Below are 16,161 nucleotides of genomic sequence, written 5' to 3' on the forward strand. Positions count from 1 at the left end.
ATGGGACAACAAGTATTGAAGTCTTCAAATGAAAAAATGGAAAAAGCAGTTGCAGCGTATTCTCGTGAATTAGCAACAGTTCGCGCTGGTCGTGCAAGCTCATCTGTATTAGATAAGGTACAAGTTGATTACTACGGTGCACCAACACCAGTTGTGCAATTAGCGAACATCACAGTTCCAGAAGCACGTTTACTTGTAATTCAGCCTTATGATAAAACTTCTATCGGTGATATCGAAAAAGCAATTTTAAAAGCAGATTTAGGCTTAAATCCTTCTAATGATGGAACTGTAATTCGTATTGCATTCCCTGCATTAACAGAAGAGCGTCGTCGTGATCTTGTTAAAGTTGTGAAAAAATATGCTGAAGAAGCAAAAGTAGCTGTTCGTAACGTACGTCGTGATGGTAATGACGATCTTAAGAAGCTTGAAAAAGCTGGAGATATTACAGAAGATGATTTAAGAGGATATACTGAAGATATCCAAAAAGAAACAGACAAATATATTGCAAAAGTTGACGAAATCGCAAAAAACAAAGAAAAAGAAATCATGGAAGTGTAATAGCGATAACTTCGCAAATATGACCCTCTTCTTAAGGGGGTCTTTTTACACTTTTAGGCATACGTCTGCTTGTTGGAGGGTATGAATGATGTTTAAAAAGTTTCCTTTTTTTAAAGGTAAAAAGGTCACATCGTTTGATCATCTCATTGAAGAAGTGAAAAAAGGATATATCCCAGAACATATTGCCATCATTATGGATGGTAATGGAAGATGGGCAAAGAGGAGAGCGATGCCTCGCATTGCTGGACATCATGAAGGCATGCAAGTTGTGAAAAAAATAACAAAATTTGCAAGTAAGCTTGGTGTGAAAGTATTAACTCTTTATGCTTTTTCGACTGAGAACTGGAAAAGACCGAAAAAGGAAGTTGATTATTTGATGAAGCTTCCAGAGGAATTTCTAGGTACATTTTTGCCAGAATTAATTGAAGAAAACGTACAAGTCCGAGTAATAGGGCAACAAGATCGTCTTCCTACGCATACGCGCAGAGCGATGGAAAAAGCCATGGAAGATACGAAAGAGAATACGGGATTAATTCTTAATTTCGCGTTAAACTATGGAAGTCGAGATGAAATCGTTTCTGCTGTGCAACATATGATGAAAGATAGTGAGGAAGGGAAAATTCGTGCTGAAGAAATAAGTGAAGAAATGATTTCTTCTTACTTAATGACGAATTCTTTACCTGATCCAGAGTTGTTAATCCGTACAAGCGGAGAGCTACGTATTAGTAATTTCATGTTATGGCAAATTGCTTATTCGGAATTTTGGTTTACAGATGTGTATTGGCCAGATTTTACCGAAGAACATTTGCTAAATGCGATTACAGATTTTCAGCATAGAGGGCGCAGGTTCGGAGGCGTGTAGAAAGAGAGGGTTTGGTAGTGAAACAGAGAATTATTACTGGAGTGATTGCTGCCGCGCTATTCATTCCCATCGTAATTTACGGTGGCGTGCCTTTTACGGTTTTAGTGTATGCACTTGCTTCTATAGGTTTATATGAATTAATTCGTATGAATAAGCTTACGATTATTTCAGTACCAACAGTTTTAGCTGCAATATTATTGTGGATTATTTTAATCCCAAGTAGTGCATCAGAACTGTTTACGTGGATTGGATTAGGTAAATTAGAAATCACATTTGTGATTGTTTTATTACTTTTATCATATACAGTCCTTTCTAAGAATACATTTACTTTTGATAATGCTTCCTTTTTACTAATGGCAACGACATATGTGGCAATGGGATTCTTATATTTAAATGAAACGAGAATATTAGGAATTAAATATGTGTTTTGCGCATTATTTGTTATATGGGCTACTGATTCAGGCGCATATTTCGTAGGGAAAGCAGTAGGAAAGAGAAAATTGTGGCCGGAAATTAGTCCAAATAAAACGATTGAAGGTTCATTAGGCGGAATCGTTTGTGGAATTGTTGTTGCACTTGTGTACAATATGTTCTTCCCGGTTGAAGCGAATGTAGGGATTTTAATCGTTCTGACGATTATCATTTCTATTTTTGGACAAATTGGTGATTTAGTGCAATCTGCATTTAAGCGCCATTATGGTGTAAAGGATTCAGGTACAATTTTACCTGGACATGGTGGAATATTAGATCGAACAGATAGTTGGTTATTTGTTTTACCAATTCTCTATTTTTTATTACAATATAATTAATAAATGAACGAGGGGTTGGAGTCATGAAAAACATAAGTTTATTAGGTGCAAGCGGATCAATCGGTACACAAACTTTAGATGTATTACGCTCGCACCCAGACCAATTCCGTCTCGTTGCTTTTTCTGTAGGGAAAAACATTGACTACGCAGTAAAGGTAATTCAAGAATTTTCTCCGCAAATCGTCTCTGTGCAAAGAGAAGAAGATGTTTTAAAATTACAAGCTGTTTCTGGTAATACAAAAATTGTATATGGTAGTGAAGGGCTTTTAGAAGTAGCATTACATCCAGATGCGGAGATTGTAGTAAATGCTGTTGTAGGTAGTGTAGGGTTGTTACCAACACTGCGTGCAATTGAGGCGAAAAAAACAATTGGAATTGCAAACAAAGAAACGTTAGTAACTGCAGGGCATCTTGTAATGGAAGCGGCACGAAAACATAACGTTTCGTTACTTCCAGTAGATAGTGAACATTCAGCTATTTTTCAATGCTTGAATGGTGAAAATGAAAAAAGAATTTCTCGACTCATTATAACGGCTTCTGGTGGAAGTTTCCGTGATAAAACGAGGGATGAATTGCATCATGTGACCGTAGAAGATGCGCTTCGACATCCAAACTGGTCAATGGGTTCGAAAATTACAATTGATTCTGCTACAATGATGAATAAGGGACTAGAAGTAATTGAAGCACATTGGCTTTTTGGTATCCCTTACGAGCAAATTGATGTTGTTTTACATAAAGAAAGTATTATCCATTCTATGGTTGAATTTGAAGACCGTAGTGTAATGGCGCAGCTTGGCTCACCGGATATGCGAGTACCAATTCAATACGCACTTACATATCCTGACAGATTACCTCTTTCAGACACAAAACAGTTAAATTTATGGGAAATGGGAACATTGCATTTTGAGAAAATGAATCAAGAACGTTTCCGTTGCCTACGTTTTGCGTATGAAGCTGGGAAAGCAGGTGGAAGTATGCCAGCTGTAATGAATGCAGCCAATGAGATAGCTGTTGAAGCTTTTTTACAAAAGAGAATTGGTTTCTTAACAGTGGAAGACCTCATTGAAAAAGCAATGCACCATCACAATGTTATTGCACGACCGAGCTTAGAGGAAATTCTGGAAATTGATGCAGCCACAAGACGGTTTGTGATGGAACAAATTTAGCAAAGGTGGTTATGGAATTGAATACAGCGATTGCCTTTATATTAATTTTCGGTGCACTCGTATTTTTCCATGAGCTAGGACATCTATATTTCGCAAAAAGAGCAGGTATTTTATGCCGCGAGTTTGCAATTGGTTTTGGTCCGAAAATATTCTCATTTGAAAAGAATGAAACGGTGTATACGATTCGATTACTGCCCCTTGGTGGCTATGTAAGAATGGCTGGCGAGGATGCAGACACAGTTGAGTTAAAGCCCGGCAAAAAGGTTGGCCTTGTACTAAATGAAAAAGACGAAGTTGTGAAATTAGTTTTTGATGGGTATGAAAAGTATCCAAATGTTCGTGTCATTGAAGTCGAACAAGCTGATTTAGAGCATAATCTAACAATTTCGGGCTATGAAGAGTACGAGGAAGATCTTCAAACGTTCCGTGTGAATGAAAAGGCTCGTATTATTACTGCGGGAGAAGAAATTCAAATCGCTCCGTATAATAGACAATTTGGCTCAAAAAAACTGGGGCAACGCGCTTTAACAATCTTTGCGGGTCCTGCAATGAACTTCATTTTAGCATTTGTTATTTTTGTGATTCTTGGATTTGTACAAGGGGTTCCTATTGACAAGCCAATGGTCGGAAAAGTAATGGAGAATAGTGCTGCAGAGCAAGCTGGATTAAAAGAAAATGATACAATTCAAGCAATTGATGGGAAAAACACAAGTACATGGAAAGATGTTGTTACCATTGTACGTGCAAACCCGAATAAAGAAATTACGTTACACGTAAAGCGTGATAATGAACAGCTTAATGTGAAAGTAACGCCAACACTCGATAAAGATGGTAAAGAAGAAGTGGGTAGAATTGGTGTTTACACTCCAGTAGAGAAAACAGTAATGGGTTCTATTAAATCAGGTTTTGAACAAACATACCAATGGACAAAAATAATTTTTGAGTCGCTTGTGAAATTAGTAACTGGTCAATTCTCTATTAATGAGTTGTCAGGTCCAGTAGGAATTTATAATCTTACAGATCAAGTTGTAGATTATGGATTTACGCGTGTATTAAATTTAGCAGCAGTATTAAGTATTAACCTTGGTTTATTTAATTTATTACCAGTTCCAGCTTTAGACGGTGGACGTTTATTCTTCTTCTTAATTGAAGCGTTACGAGGGAAACCAATTGACCGTCAAAAAGAAGGAATGGTTCACTTTATTGGTTTTGCATTATTAATGTTATTAATGTTAGTTGTAACATGGAATGACATTCGTAAGTTTTTCTTGTAAAATAGAATGAAACTTATAATGAAATAGAGCTCGTAGAATGAAATCCCTCACCTAATTCGAGGTGAGGGGTTTTACTGCGTATAAGAGTAAAATGAAGAGGTGCAAATATATGAAACAAAGTATGGTATTCAGTCCTACATTACGTGAAGTTCCAGCTGATGCTGAAATTAAGAGTCATCAACTATTACTTCGCGCAGGTTTTATGCGTCAAAATGCTTCTGGTATTTATAGTTTTCTACCATTTGGTTTAAAAGTATTACACAAAGTAGAACGTATCGTTCGAGAAGAAATGGAGCGCGCAGGAGCTGTAGAATTATTAATGCCGGCTATGCAAGCTGCAGAATTATGGCAAGAGTCAGGTCGTTGGTATTCTTATGGATCTGAATTAATGCGTATGAAAGATCGTAACTCTCGTGAGTTTGCATTAGGAGCGACACATGAGGAAGTAATTACGGATCTTGTGCGTGATGAAGTGAAATCATATAAAAAATTGCCGTTAACATTATACCAAATTCAAACAAAATTCCGTGATGAGCAAAGACCTCGTTTCGGTTTATTACGTGGAAGAGAGTTTCTAATGAAAGATGCATACTCTTTCCATGCTACACAAGAGAGCTTAGATGAAGTGTACGATCGCTTATACAAAGCATACTCTAACATTTTTGCTCGTTGTGGTTTGAATTTCCGTGCGGTTATTGCTGATTCTGGAGCAATGGGCGGAAAAGATACACATGAATTTATGGTATTATCTGATGTTGGGGAAGATACAATCGCATACTCTGATACATCTGATTATGCAGCAAACATCGAAATGGCTCCTGTTGTAGCAACGTATACAAAGAGTGACGAAGAAGAAAAGGCACTTGAAAAAGTAGCAACACCAGATCAAAAGGCTATTGAAGAAGTATCTGCATTCTTAAATATTGCAGCGGAAAAATGCATTAAGTCTATGGTATTTAAAGTAGATGAGAAATTAGTAGTTGTACTTGTTCGTGGTGATCATGAAGTAAACGATGTAAAAGTGAAAAATGTATACGGCGCTTCAGTTGTTGAACTTGCTTCCCATGAAGAAGTAAAAGAGTTATTAAATTGTGAAATTGGTTCATTAGGACCGATTGGTGTGACAGGCGATGTAGAAATTATTGCTGACCATGCTGTAGCATCAATTGTAAACGGATGTTCAGGAGCGAATGAAGAAGGATTCCATTATGTAAATGTAAATCCAGAACGTGACTTTAAAGTAAGTCAATATACAGATTTACGCTTCATCCAAGAAGGAGACCAATCTCCAGATGGAAATGGAACAATTCTTTTCGCACGCGGAATTGAAGTTGGTCATGTGTTCAAATTAGGAACTCGTTATAGTGAGGCAATGCAAGCAACGTTCCTAGATGAAAATGGGAAAACAAAACCACTTATTATGGGTTGTTACGGCATTGGTGTATCTCGTACAGTGGCAGCCATTGCAGAACAGTTCAATGACGAGAACGGTTTAGTTTGGCCAAAAGCTGTCGCACCATTCCATGTGCATGTAATTCCAGTAAATATGAAATCTGATGTACAACGTGAAATGGGTGAAAATATCTACAGCTCATTACAAGAACAAGGATACGAAGTATTACTAGATGATCGAGCAGAACGTGCAGGTGTGAAATTTGCAGATGCAGATTTATTCGGTCTTCCAGTTCGTGTCACAGTGGGTAAAAAAGCAGATGAAGGTATTGTAGAAGTGAAAGTACGTGCTACAGGCGAATCTGAAGAAGTGAAAGTAGAAGAACTTCAAACATATATTGCTAATATTTTAAAATAAGAAGGGGTACCTCGTTACGAGGTACCTTCTCTTTCTTTGTAAACGTATTTTGTAAAAGAAGAAGGGAGAAATCTTTCTTTGTAGTACGTTTCAATTTATAATAGCAAATGGAAGGAGAGTGCTTATGTCATTAACAAATGAACAACAAGAGCGATTTCAAATTTTGCTCCAACAGTTGCAAATACCAGAAGACCTTATAAATCAATATTTACATGGCGGTGGTATTGAAAGGCTAGTTATTGATAAAGCGAATAAAAGTTGGCATTTTGATTTACAAGTGCCACGTATTTTGCCGACAGAATTATATGAATTGCTAGAAACGAAGCTTAAGCAATCATTTTCTCATATTGCAAGAACAACATTTGCATTAGAAACAGAGAATAAACAATTTACAGAAGAAGAAGTAAAGGCGTATTGGCCGCTTTGTACGGAACGAATTACATTTTCACCTATGTTTGCGTACTTAAAGAAGCAACTTCCGCAGGTTAATGGCGTGAAGCTGCTAATAAATGTGAATAATGATCTTGAATCTACTGCTTTAAAGAAAAATGTTGCGAAACCAGTAGGTGATCAATATGAAGCTTTTGGATTCCCACGTTTTCAGCTAGACACACATATAAAGCAAAATACAGAAGAAATGCAAAAGTTTCGTGAGCAAACTCAGCAAGAAGACCGAGAGCGTGTAATACAAGCTATGGAAGAAATGGCGAAGAAGCAAGCTGAAGAAAGTAGCGTTGTGCATGAAGGGCCGATCACACTCGGGTATCTTATTAAGCCAGATGAAGAGATTACACCGATGCGAGAAATTCAAGATGAAGAAAGAAGAAAAACAGTTCAAGGGTATGTCTTCCATGTAGAAACAAAAGAGCTTCGTAGTGGACGTACGTTATTAACTTTAAAAATAACGGATTATACAGATTCTATTATGATAAAAATGTTCTCACGTGACAAAGAAGATATTCCGATGCTGCAATCCTTGAAAAAAGGAATGTGGGTGAAAGCGCGTGGTTCTGTCCAAAATGATACGTTTGTTCGAGATTTAGTAATGATTGCAAATGATATTAATGAAATAACAGGTCCTTCACGTAAAGATAAAGCGCCAGAAGGCGAAAAACGTGTAGAGCTGCACCTTCACACACCGATGAGCCAAATGGATGCTGTTACTCCTGTTTCTAAGCTTGTTGCTCAAGCAGGGAAATGGGGGCATGAGGCAATTGCAGTTACAGATCACGCCGTTGCTCAGTCTTTCCCAGAGGCATATTCTGCGGGTAAAAAGGCTGGGGTTAAAGTTATATATGGTGTAGAGGCTAATTTAGTTAATGATGGTGTACCGATAGCATATAACGAAGCACATCGTCTACTTGCAGAGGAAACGTATGTTGTTTTCGACGTTGAGACGACAGGTTTATCGGCTGTATATGATACAGTTATTGAGTTAGCTGCTGTAAAGGTAAAAGGTGGCGAAATTATTGACCGCTTTGAATCTTTCGCAAATCCGCATCAACCATTATCTGCGACAATTATTGAATTAACAGGTATTACAGATGATATGTTAACTGATGCGCCAGAAGTGGACGAAGTATTTAAAAAGTTTGAGGAATGGATGGGTGACCATACTCTTGTTGCTCATAATGCAAGCTTTGATATGGGATTCATTAACGTAGGCTTTAAAAAAGCAGGGCTAGAAAAAACGAAAAACCCAGTTGTTGATACGTTAGAACTTGCACGGTTCTTATTCCCAGAAATGAAAAACCATCGATTAAATACGATGTGTAAAAAGCTCGATATTGAATTAACACAACATCACCGTGCGATTTATGATACAGAAGCAACGGGATATTTACTTGTAAAAATGTTAAAAGATGTGATTGAAAAGGGATTTGAATATCACGATCAATTAAACGATAGTATGGGACAAGGGGATGCATATAAACGAGGGCGCCCAAGTCATATGACATTACTTGCTACATCAGACGTTGGATTGAAGAACTTATATAAACTTGTTTCATATTCTCATCTTAATTACTTTTACCGTGTACCACGTGTGCCACGATCACTATTAAAAAAATATCGTGAAGGTATTATAGTTGGAACGGCTTGTGATAAAGGTGAAGTGTTTGAAGCGATGATGCAAAAAGCACCTGAAGAAGTAGAAGAAATTGCACAGTTTTATGATTATATTGAGGTTATGCCTCCAGAGGTGTTACGTCATTTAGTAGAACGTGAACTTGTTAGAGATGAAGGACAATTAAAAACAATTATTTCTAACTTAGTAAAGCTAGGTGAGACGTTAGACAAACCAGTTGTTGCTACAGGGAACGTGCATTATTTAGAACCAGAGGATGCAATGTATCGTAAAATTTTAGTCAGTTCGCAGGGTGGAGCAAATCCATTAAATCGTCATTCATTACCGCCTGTACATTTCCGTACAACAGATGAAATGTTAGAGTGTTTTTCATTCTTAGGTGAAGACACAGCGAAAGAAATTGTAGTAACGAATACACAAAAGATTGCATCGTTAATTGGTGATGTTCATCCAGTAAAAGATGATTTATACACACCGAAGATTGAAGGTGCCGATGATGAAACGCGTGATATGAGTTATAAAATGGCGCGTAGCATTTATGGTGAAGAGCTACCGGAAATTGTAGAAGCTCGTTTGGAAAAAGAATTGAAAAGTATTATTGGACATGGATTCGCCGTTATTTATTTAATTTCGCATAAGCTTGTGAAAAAATCGTTAGTCGACGGCTATCTAGTAGGTTCGCGTGGGTCGGTAGGGTCATCATTTGTTGCAACGATGATGGAAATTACAGAAGTAAACCCATTACCACCACATTATGTATGTCCAAAGTGTAAGCAATCAGAATTCTTTAATGACGGTTCGGTTGGTTCTGGTTTTGACTTGCCAGATAAAGACTGTCCAACCTGTAATGTGTCATATGTAAAAGATGGCCACGATATTCCGTTCGAAACGTTCCTTGGATTTAAAGGAGATAAGGTGCCCGATATCGATCTGAACTTTTCTGGGGAATACCAACCACGTGCCCATAACTATACGAAAGTATTGTTTGGTGAAGATTATGTATATCGTGCTGGAACGATTGGTACGGTTGCGGAAAAAACTGCTTATGGATATGTAAAAGGTTATGCAAATGATCATAATTTAACGATTCGAAATGCAGAGATTGATCGTTTAGTTTCAGGATGTACGGGTGTAAAACGTACAACTGGACAGCATCCAGGTGGTATTATCGTTGTGCCAGATTACATGGACATCTTTGATTTCTCACCAATACAGTTTCCGGCGGATTCAATAGGGGCTGAGTGGAGAACAACACACTTTGATTTCCACTCAATTCATGATAATTTATTAAAACTTGATATACTAGGACACGATGACCCGACCGTTATTCGTATGTTACAAGATTTAAGTGGTATTGATCCAAAAACAATACCAACGGATGATCCAGAAGTGATGAAAATTTTCTCTGGTCCAGAATCGTTAGGGGTAACGGAAGAACAAATCAACTGTAAAACAGGTACACTTGGTATACCAGAGTTTGGTACGAAATTCGTAAGACAAATGTTAGAAGAGACAAAACCAACGACATTCTCAGAGTTAGTCCAAATCTCTGGACTATCACATGGTACTGACGTATGGCTCGGTAATGCAAACGAGTTAATTTATAATGGTACTTGTACACTGAGTGAAGTTATCGGTTGTCGTGATGACATCATGGTATATTTAATTTATCAAGGTTTAGATCCGTCATTAGCCTTCAAAATCATGGAGTCAGTTCGTAAAGGTAAAGGTGTACCGGAAGAATGGGAAGAGGACATGAAAAATAATAATGTACCGGGTTGGTATATTGATTCATGTAAGAAGATTAAATACATGTTCCCTAAAGCCCATGCGGCTGCTTACGTACTTATGGCTGTACGTATCGCATACTTTAAAGTGCATTTTGCACTTTTATTCTATGCGGCATATTTTACAGTTCGTGCAGATGATTTTGATGTAGAAGCGATGGCGAAAGGTTCAGCATCCATACGCGTAAAAATTGACGAAATCGCTCAAAAAGGATTGGATGCAGCGCCGAAAGAGAAGAGTTTATTAACTGTACTAGAAATGACACTTGAAATGTGTGAACGTGGATACTCATTCCAAAAGGTTGATTTATACCGCTCGCATGCAACAGAATTTATTATTGATGGAGACTCATTAATTCCTCCATTTAATGCAGTGCCTGGTCTTGGTACAAACGCAGCTTTAAGTATTGTAGAAGCACGTAAAAATGGAGACTTCCTATCAAAAGAAGACTTACAGCAGCGCAGTAAGGTTTCAAAAACAATTATTGAGTATTTAGATAGTCAAGGTTGTCTAGGAGATTTACCGGATCAAAACCAATTATCACTGTTCTAACAGGTAGGAAAAGTCTTTGCAAATCAATATTTGCTATGGTATACTATAAACCGAGATAACCATGTCATGTATATTTTGTGAAAAAGAGAGTGGGGAAACCCACTCTTTCGTGTTACTATCTACATTTTATTTATGGGATAGTAAAGATATTTCTGTCGTATATACATATTTTGTTACAAGTTTTACTTCTTAAATTTGGTAATACTAAGACAGATATTCCCTGCTTAACGGCAGGGGCTTTTGTTAGCTAACGAGAAAGAATAAGATAGACCGTCTTAATGAACGGGATCTTTTCTTGTAAATGGTACATGGCGGCAGGAAGGAGGCTGTTTATGGATAAGAAAGTCACAGAAGTTGTAGAAGCATTTGCGCAGCCGATCGTTGAAGAGTTAAATCTTGAACTTGTAGATGTAGAGTATGTGCAAGAAGGACAAGACTGGTTCTTACGCGTATTCATCGATTCTGAAAAGGGAGTCGACATTGAAGAATGCGGTGCGGTAAGTGAACGTTTAAGCGAAGCTTTAGATAAAGAGGATCCAATTCCTCATCTTTACTTTTTGGATGTATCATCTCCTGGAGCGGAACGCCCATTAAAGAAAGAGAAAGACTTCCAGCAAGCGGTAGGGAAACAAGTGGCAATTAAAACATATGAGCCGATTGATGGTGAGAAGATGTTTGAAGGAAAGCTACTTTCCTACGACGGTACTACAATTACACTACTATTAACAATTAAAACACGTAAAAAAGAAATCCAAATTCCAATGGATAAAGTTGCCAATGCGCGACTTGCTGTTACGTTTTAGTAAGAAGGGGGATCTACATGAGCACTGAGTTGTTAGATGCTTTGCTCGTTTTAGAGTCAGAAAAAGGTATTAGCAAAGATATTATTATTGATGCGATTGAAGCAGCATTAATCTCTGCTTATAAACGCAATTTTAACCAAGCACAAAACGTTCGTGTGAGCTTTAACCCAGAAGTGGGAACAATTCAAGTTTTAGCACGTAAAGACGTTGTTGATAATGTGTTTGATCCACGTCTTGAAATCTCTGTAGAAGAGGCAAGACAAATTAATCCAAACTACCAAGATGGCGACGTACTAGAAATTGAAGTAACGCCAAAAGATTTTGGTCGTATTGCAGCACAAACTGCAAAACAAGTTGTAACACAACGAGTTCGTGAGGCGGAACGTGGTGTTATTTATTCAGAATTTAGTGATCGTGAAGAAGACATTATGGTTGGTATTGTACAGCGCCAAGATGCTCGTTTCATCTATGTAAGCTTAGGGAAAGTAGAAGCTTTATTACCTGTAAGTGAGCAAATGCCAAATGAGCAATATAAACCACATGATCGTATTCGCGTATTTATTACAAAAGTAGAAAAAACAACGAAAGGACCACAAATTTACGTATCACGTACACATCCTGGTCTTTTAAAACGTTTATTCGAAATGGAAGTTCCAGAAATTTATGATGGAACTGTAGAAATTCGCTCTGTAGCGCGTGAAGCAGGCGATCGTTCGAAAATTTCTGTGTATGCAGAGAATATCGATGTTGATCCAGTAGGTTCTTGTGTAGGACCGAAAGGACAACGTGTACAACGCATTGTAGATGAACTAAAAGGTGAAAAAATTGACATCGTTCGCTGGTCAAATGATCCAGTTGAATATGTTGCAAATGCTTTAAGTCCATCACAAGTTGTTAAAGTACTTGTAGATGAAGAAGAAAAAGCAACAACTGTTGTTGTTCCAGACCACCAGCTTTCATTAGCAATTGGTAAGCGTGGACAAAATGCACGTCTTGCAGCTAAATTAACAGGCTGGAAAATTGATATTAAAAGTGAGTCTGATGCGAAACAACTTGGTATTGTAACAGAAGAAGATAGCGTAATCGCATTCGGATTCGATTCAGTTGAAGACGAAATCGAATAGAGGTGATGAGCATGAGCAATCGAAAAGTTCCGTTACGAAAATGTATTGCGACGCAAGAGATGAAATCAAAACGAGAGCTCGTTCGCATTGTTCGTTCCAAAGAGGGCGAAGTGTCTATTGATTTATCAGGAAAAAAATCAGGACGAGGTGCATATTTGTCAAAAGATAAAGAATGCATTATTCAAGCCCAAAAGAAAAATATTTTGGAACATCATCTAAAAGCGAAAATCGACAGTTCTCTGTACGAAGAGCTTCTTGAGCTTGTTGAGAAGGAGTCGAAGTAAGTGTCCGATTGGAAATCGTTTTTAGGACTAGCAAACCGCGCTCGAAAAATTATTTCGGGTGAAGAACTCGTTTTAAAAGAAGTACGAAGTGGCAAAGCAAAGCTTGTATTGCTTTCTGAAGATGCGTCAGCGAACACTACAAAACGTATCATTGATAAAACCACGTACTACAACATACCAATGAGAAAAGTCGAAAACCGACAACAATTAGGGCATGCGATTGGGAGAGACGAGCGAGTCGTTGTAGCTGTATTAGATGAAGGCTTTGCGAAAAAGCTACGTAGCATGCTCGATACAAATTACCGGGGGTGAAGGTATGAGTAAAATCCGAGTACATGAATATGCAAAAAAAAATAATATCTCAAGTAAAGATCTTATGACAAAACTAAAAGAGATGAATATCGAGGTTTCGAATCATATGACAATGTTAGAAGACGAAGTAGTAAACAAATTAGATAATCAATATAACACTGGGGCAGAAAAACCTTCTGTTGCAGATGAGTTTGAAGTAGAAGAGAAAGTTGTTCGCAGTAAAAAGAACAGCAATAAGAAGAAGAAAAAAGGCAAAGGAAATGAAGACAAACGTCAAGAAAACTTTGCTGGAAGACAACAAACACAAATAGTAGAAACACCAGATAAAATTACTTTCTCTGGAAGCCTTACAGTAGGTGAACTTGCTAAAAAGTTAAGCAAAGAGCCATCTGAAATTATTAAAAAGCTCTTCATGATAGGAATTATGGCAACAATTAACCAAGATTTAGATAAAGATACAATTGAGTTAATTGCTACTGATTACGGTATTGAAGTAGAAGAAGAAGTAGTTGTAAGTGAAACTGAATTTGAAACATTCATCGATGAGCAAGATGATGAAGAAAACTTAAAAGAGCGTCCAGCTGTTGTTACAATTATGGGACACGTTGACCATGGTAAAACAACATTGCTTGACTCTATCCGTAATTCAAAAGTAACTGCTGGCGAAGCTGGTGGAATTACTCAGCATATCGGTGCATACCAAGTTGATGTAAATGATAAAAAAATTACATTCTTAGATACGCCTGGTCACGCAGCATTTACAACGATGCGTGCTCGTGGTGCGCAAGTAACGGATATTACAATTCTTGTTGTTGCAGCTGATGACGGTGTTATGCCACAAACAGTTGAAGCAATTAGCCATGCGAAAGCAGCTGGAGTACCAATTATTGTTGCAGTGAATAAAATGGATAAACCAGCGGCAAATCCTGATCGTGTAATGCAAGAATTAACAGAATATGAATTAGTTCCAGAAGCTTGGGGCGGAGACACAATTTTCGTACCAATTTCTGCAATTCAAGGCGAGGGAATTGACAACTTGCTAGAAATGATTCTTCTTGTGAGTGAAGTAGAAGAATATAAAGCAAATCCAAATCGCTATGCAACTGGTACTGTAATTGAAGCGCAGCTTGATAAAGGTAAAGGAACTATCGCGACATTACTTGTTCAAAACGGTACACTTCGAGTTGGAGATCCAATTGTTGTTGGAACATCATTCGGTCGTGTTCGTGCGATGGTAAGTGATATTGGTCGTCGTGTAAAAGTTGCTGGTCCATCAACTCCTGTTGAAATTACAGGTTTAAATGAAGTACCACAAGCGGGAGATCGTTTCATGGCATTCGCTGATGAGAAAAAAGCTCGTCAAATCGGTGAATCACGTGCACAAGAAGCGTTACTTGCTCAACGTGGTGAGAAATCTAAATTAAGCCTTGAAGATTTATTCCAACAAATCCAAGAGGGCGATGTAAAAGAAATTAACTTAATTGTGAAAGCAGACGTACAAGGTTCTGTAGAAGCAATGGCAGCATCACTTCGTAAAATTGATGTTGAAGGCGTAAAAGTGAAAATTATCCATACAGGCGTAGGTGCGATTACAGAATCTGATGTTATTTTAGCTTCTGCATCTAATGCAATTATAATTGGATTTAACGTACGCCCTGATGTGAATGCGAAGCGTACAGCTGAATTAGAGAACGTTGATGTTCGTTTACACCGTATTATCTATAAAGTAATCGAAGAAATCGAATCAGCAATGCAAGGTATGCTGGATCCAGAATTCGAAGAAAAAGTAATCGGTCAAGCGGAAGTACGTCAAACGTTCAAAGTAACAAAAGTTGGAACAATCGCAGGTTGTTACGTAATCGACGGTAAAATTACACGTGATAGTGGCGTTCGTATTATCCGTGATGGCGTAGTAGTCTTCGAAGGACAACTTGATACGTTAAAACGTTTCAAAGACGACGTAAAAGAAGTTGCACAAAACTATGAGTGTGGTATTACAATTGAGAGATATAATGATCTTAAAGAAGGGGACATCATTGAAGCGTACATTATGGAAGAAGTGAAGCGATGATTATCGCTTCACTCTCATTCGAGTGTATGATTTACGATGTGCATTCTTTAAAAGAGAAACGAGCAATTTTACAAAGGGTGCTAACTCGTGTGAAGCAGCGTTATAACGTAGCTGTTTCAGAAGTAGGGCATCAAGATGTATGGCAACGTACAGAAATTGCAATTGTTTCCGTATCCTCAAATCGTGTTATCTGTGAAAAAGAAATGAATCGTGTACTTGAGTACATCGATTCATTTCCTGAAATTGAACGTACGATAACACAATTGGAATGGTACTGAATGAGGTGAAGAGTTATGAAATTACGTGCAAACCGTGTAGGCGAGCAAATGAAAAAAGAATTAGGCGACATAATCAGTCGTAAAATTAAAGATCCACGTGTCGGATTTGTTACAGTAACAGATGTACAAGTGAGTGGAGATTTACAAATTGCTACAGTATATATTTCTGTTTTAGGTGATGAAGAACAGAAAGAAAGTACATTAAAAGGTTTAGCGAAGGCAAAAGGCTTCATTCGTTCAGAAATTGGCCAACGTATTCGTCTTCGTAAAACACCGGAAATTTCCTTTGAATTTGATGAGTCTATCGGATATGGTCATCGAATTGATACACTTTTACATGAAATTAATAAAGAAGGTAAACGTGAAGAATAATGGATAGACATA

14 protein-coding genes are annotated in these 16,161 nt (G+C 37.7%); all 14 read left to right on the top strand.

Annotated elements, in window-relative coordinates; all coding sequences use genetic code 11:
- The 14 genes from frr (at position 1) to rbfA (ending at position 16,149) form a co-directional block, all read left to right on the top strand.
- Complete coding sequence (gene frr / locus JDS80_RS03550) at positions 1–558, top strand: ribosome recycling factor (protein ID WP_000531504.1); 558 nt, start codon at positions 1–3, stop codon at positions 556–558.
- A gap of 85 nt (positions 559–643) precedes the next feature.
- Positions 644–1,420 (top strand): isoprenyl transferase, encoded by a 777-nt coding sequence (gene uppS / locus JDS80_RS03555; protein WP_071746784.1) that lies wholly within the window; start codon positions 644–646, stop codon positions 1,418–1,420.
- Positions 1,421–1,437: 17 nt separating this feature from the next.
- Positions 1,438–2,229 (top strand): phosphatidate cytidylyltransferase, encoded by a 792-nt coding sequence (cdsA, locus tag JDS80_RS03560; RefSeq protein WP_071746783.1) that lies wholly within the window; start codon positions 1,438–1,440, stop codon positions 2,227–2,229.
- Positions 2,230–2,252: 23 nt separating this feature from the next.
- The gene (gene dxr, locus JDS80_RS03565) at positions 2,253–3,395 is read left to right on the top strand and encodes a 1-deoxy-D-xylulose-5-phosphate reductoisomerase (protein WP_071746782.1); all 1,143 of its coding nucleotides are present in this window, start codon (positions 2,253–2,255) and stop codon (positions 3,393–3,395) included.
- Between the two features lie 17 nt (positions 3,396–3,412).
- A complete protein-coding gene (gene rseP, locus JDS80_RS03570; protein WP_071746781.1) occupies positions 3,413–4,669 on the top strand; it encodes an RIP metalloprotease RseP in 1,257 nt (418 codons plus the stop codon).
- A gap of 109 nt (positions 4,670–4,778) precedes the next feature.
- Positions 4,779–6,479 (top strand): proline--tRNA ligase, encoded by a 1,701-nt coding sequence (locus JDS80_RS03575; RefSeq protein ID WP_071771499.1) that lies wholly within the window; start codon positions 4,779–4,781, stop codon positions 6,477–6,479.
- A 124-nt stretch (positions 6,480–6,603) separates the two neighbouring features.
- A complete protein-coding gene (locus JDS80_RS03580; RefSeq protein WP_071746779.1) occupies positions 6,604–10,905 on the top strand; it encodes a PolC-type DNA polymerase III in 4,302 nt (1,433 codons plus the stop codon).
- Between the two features lie 332 nt (positions 10,906–11,237).
- The gene (gene rimP, locus JDS80_RS03585; RefSeq protein WP_000359098.1) at positions 11,238–11,708 is read left to right on the top strand and encodes a ribosome maturation factor RimP; all 471 of its coding nucleotides are present in this window, start codon (positions 11,238–11,240) and stop codon (positions 11,706–11,708) included.
- A gap of 17 nt (positions 11,709–11,725) precedes the next feature.
- Entirely contained in the window at positions 11,726–12,832 is a 1,107-nt protein-coding gene (gene nusA / locus JDS80_RS03590; RefSeq protein WP_000102601.1) for a transcription termination factor NusA, read from the top strand.
- Positions 12,833–12,843: 11 nt separating this feature from the next.
- On the top strand, positions 12,844–13,116 hold the full coding sequence (gene rnpM / locus JDS80_RS03595; protein WP_000071123.1) for an RNase P modulator RnpM: 273 nt from the start codon (positions 12,844–12,846) through the stop codon (positions 13,114–13,116).
- The gene (locus tag JDS80_RS03600; protein WP_001286519.1) at positions 13,117–13,428 is read left to right on the top strand and encodes a YlxQ family RNA-binding protein; all 312 of its coding nucleotides are present in this window, start codon (positions 13,117–13,119) and stop codon (positions 13,426–13,428) included.
- 4 nt (positions 13,429–13,432) lie between these two features.
- Positions 13,433–15,499: a translation initiation factor IF-2 gene (infB, locus tag JDS80_RS03605; RefSeq protein WP_071746778.1), complete on the top strand. Its 2,067-nt coding sequence runs from the start codon at positions 13,433–13,435 to the stop codon at positions 15,497–15,499.
- Positions 15,496–15,777, top strand: coding sequence for a DUF503 domain-containing protein (locus tag JDS80_RS03610; RefSeq protein WP_000582364.1), 282 nt, complete (start codon positions 15,496–15,498; stop codon positions 15,775–15,777). Before infB ends, JDS80_RS03610 begins: the two co-directional genes overlap by 4 nt.
- A 15-nt stretch (positions 15,778–15,792) precedes the next feature.
- Positions 15,793–16,149: a 30S ribosome-binding factor RbfA gene (gene rbfA / locus JDS80_RS03615; protein ID WP_000776443.1), complete on the top strand. Its 357-nt coding sequence runs from the start codon at positions 15,793–15,795 to the stop codon at positions 16,147–16,149.
- Positions 16,150–16,161: the final 12 nt, after the last annotated feature.

Source organism: Bacillus cereus group sp. N8, from assembly GCF_016483685.1.
Lineage (GTDB): Bacteria > Bacillota > Bacilli > Bacillales > Bacillaceae_G > Bacillus_A > Bacillus_A proteolyticus.

Coding starts and splice junctions, on each gene's coding strand:
- JDS80_RS03580 (WP_071746779.1), top strand. CDS start 6,604: ATGTCATTAACAAATGAACAACAAGAGCGATTTCAAATTTTGCTCCAA.
- JDS80_RS03575 (WP_071771499.1), top strand. CDS start 4,779: ATGAAACAAAGTATGGTATTCAGTCCTACATTACGTGAAGTTCCAGCT.
- rnpM (WP_000071123.1), top strand. CDS start 12,844: ATGAGCAATCGAAAAGTTCCGTTACGAAAATGTATTGCGACGCAAGAG.
- uppS (WP_071746784.1), top strand. CDS start 644: ATGATGTTTAAAAAGTTTCCTTTTTTTAAAGGTAAAAAGGTCACATCG.
- frr (WP_000531504.1), top strand. CDS start 1: ATGGGACAACAAGTATTGAAGTCTTCAAATGAAAAAATGGAAAAAGCA.
- rbfA (WP_000776443.1), top strand. CDS start 15,793: ATGAAATTACGTGCAAACCGTGTAGGCGAGCAAATGAAAAAAGAATTA.
- infB (WP_071746778.1), top strand. CDS start 13,433: ATGAGTAAAATCCGAGTACATGAATATGCAAAAAAAAATAATATCTCA.
- dxr (WP_071746782.1), top strand. CDS start 2,253: ATGAAAAACATAAGTTTATTAGGTGCAAGCGGATCAATCGGTACACAA.
- JDS80_RS03610 (WP_000582364.1), top strand. CDS start 15,496: ATGATTATCGCTTCACTCTCATTCGAGTGTATGATTTACGATGTGCAT.
- nusA (WP_000102601.1), top strand. CDS start 11,726: ATGAGCACTGAGTTGTTAGATGCTTTGCTCGTTTTAGAGTCAGAAAAA.
- rimP (WP_000359098.1), top strand. CDS start 11,238: ATGGATAAGAAAGTCACAGAAGTTGTAGAAGCATTTGCGCAGCCGATC.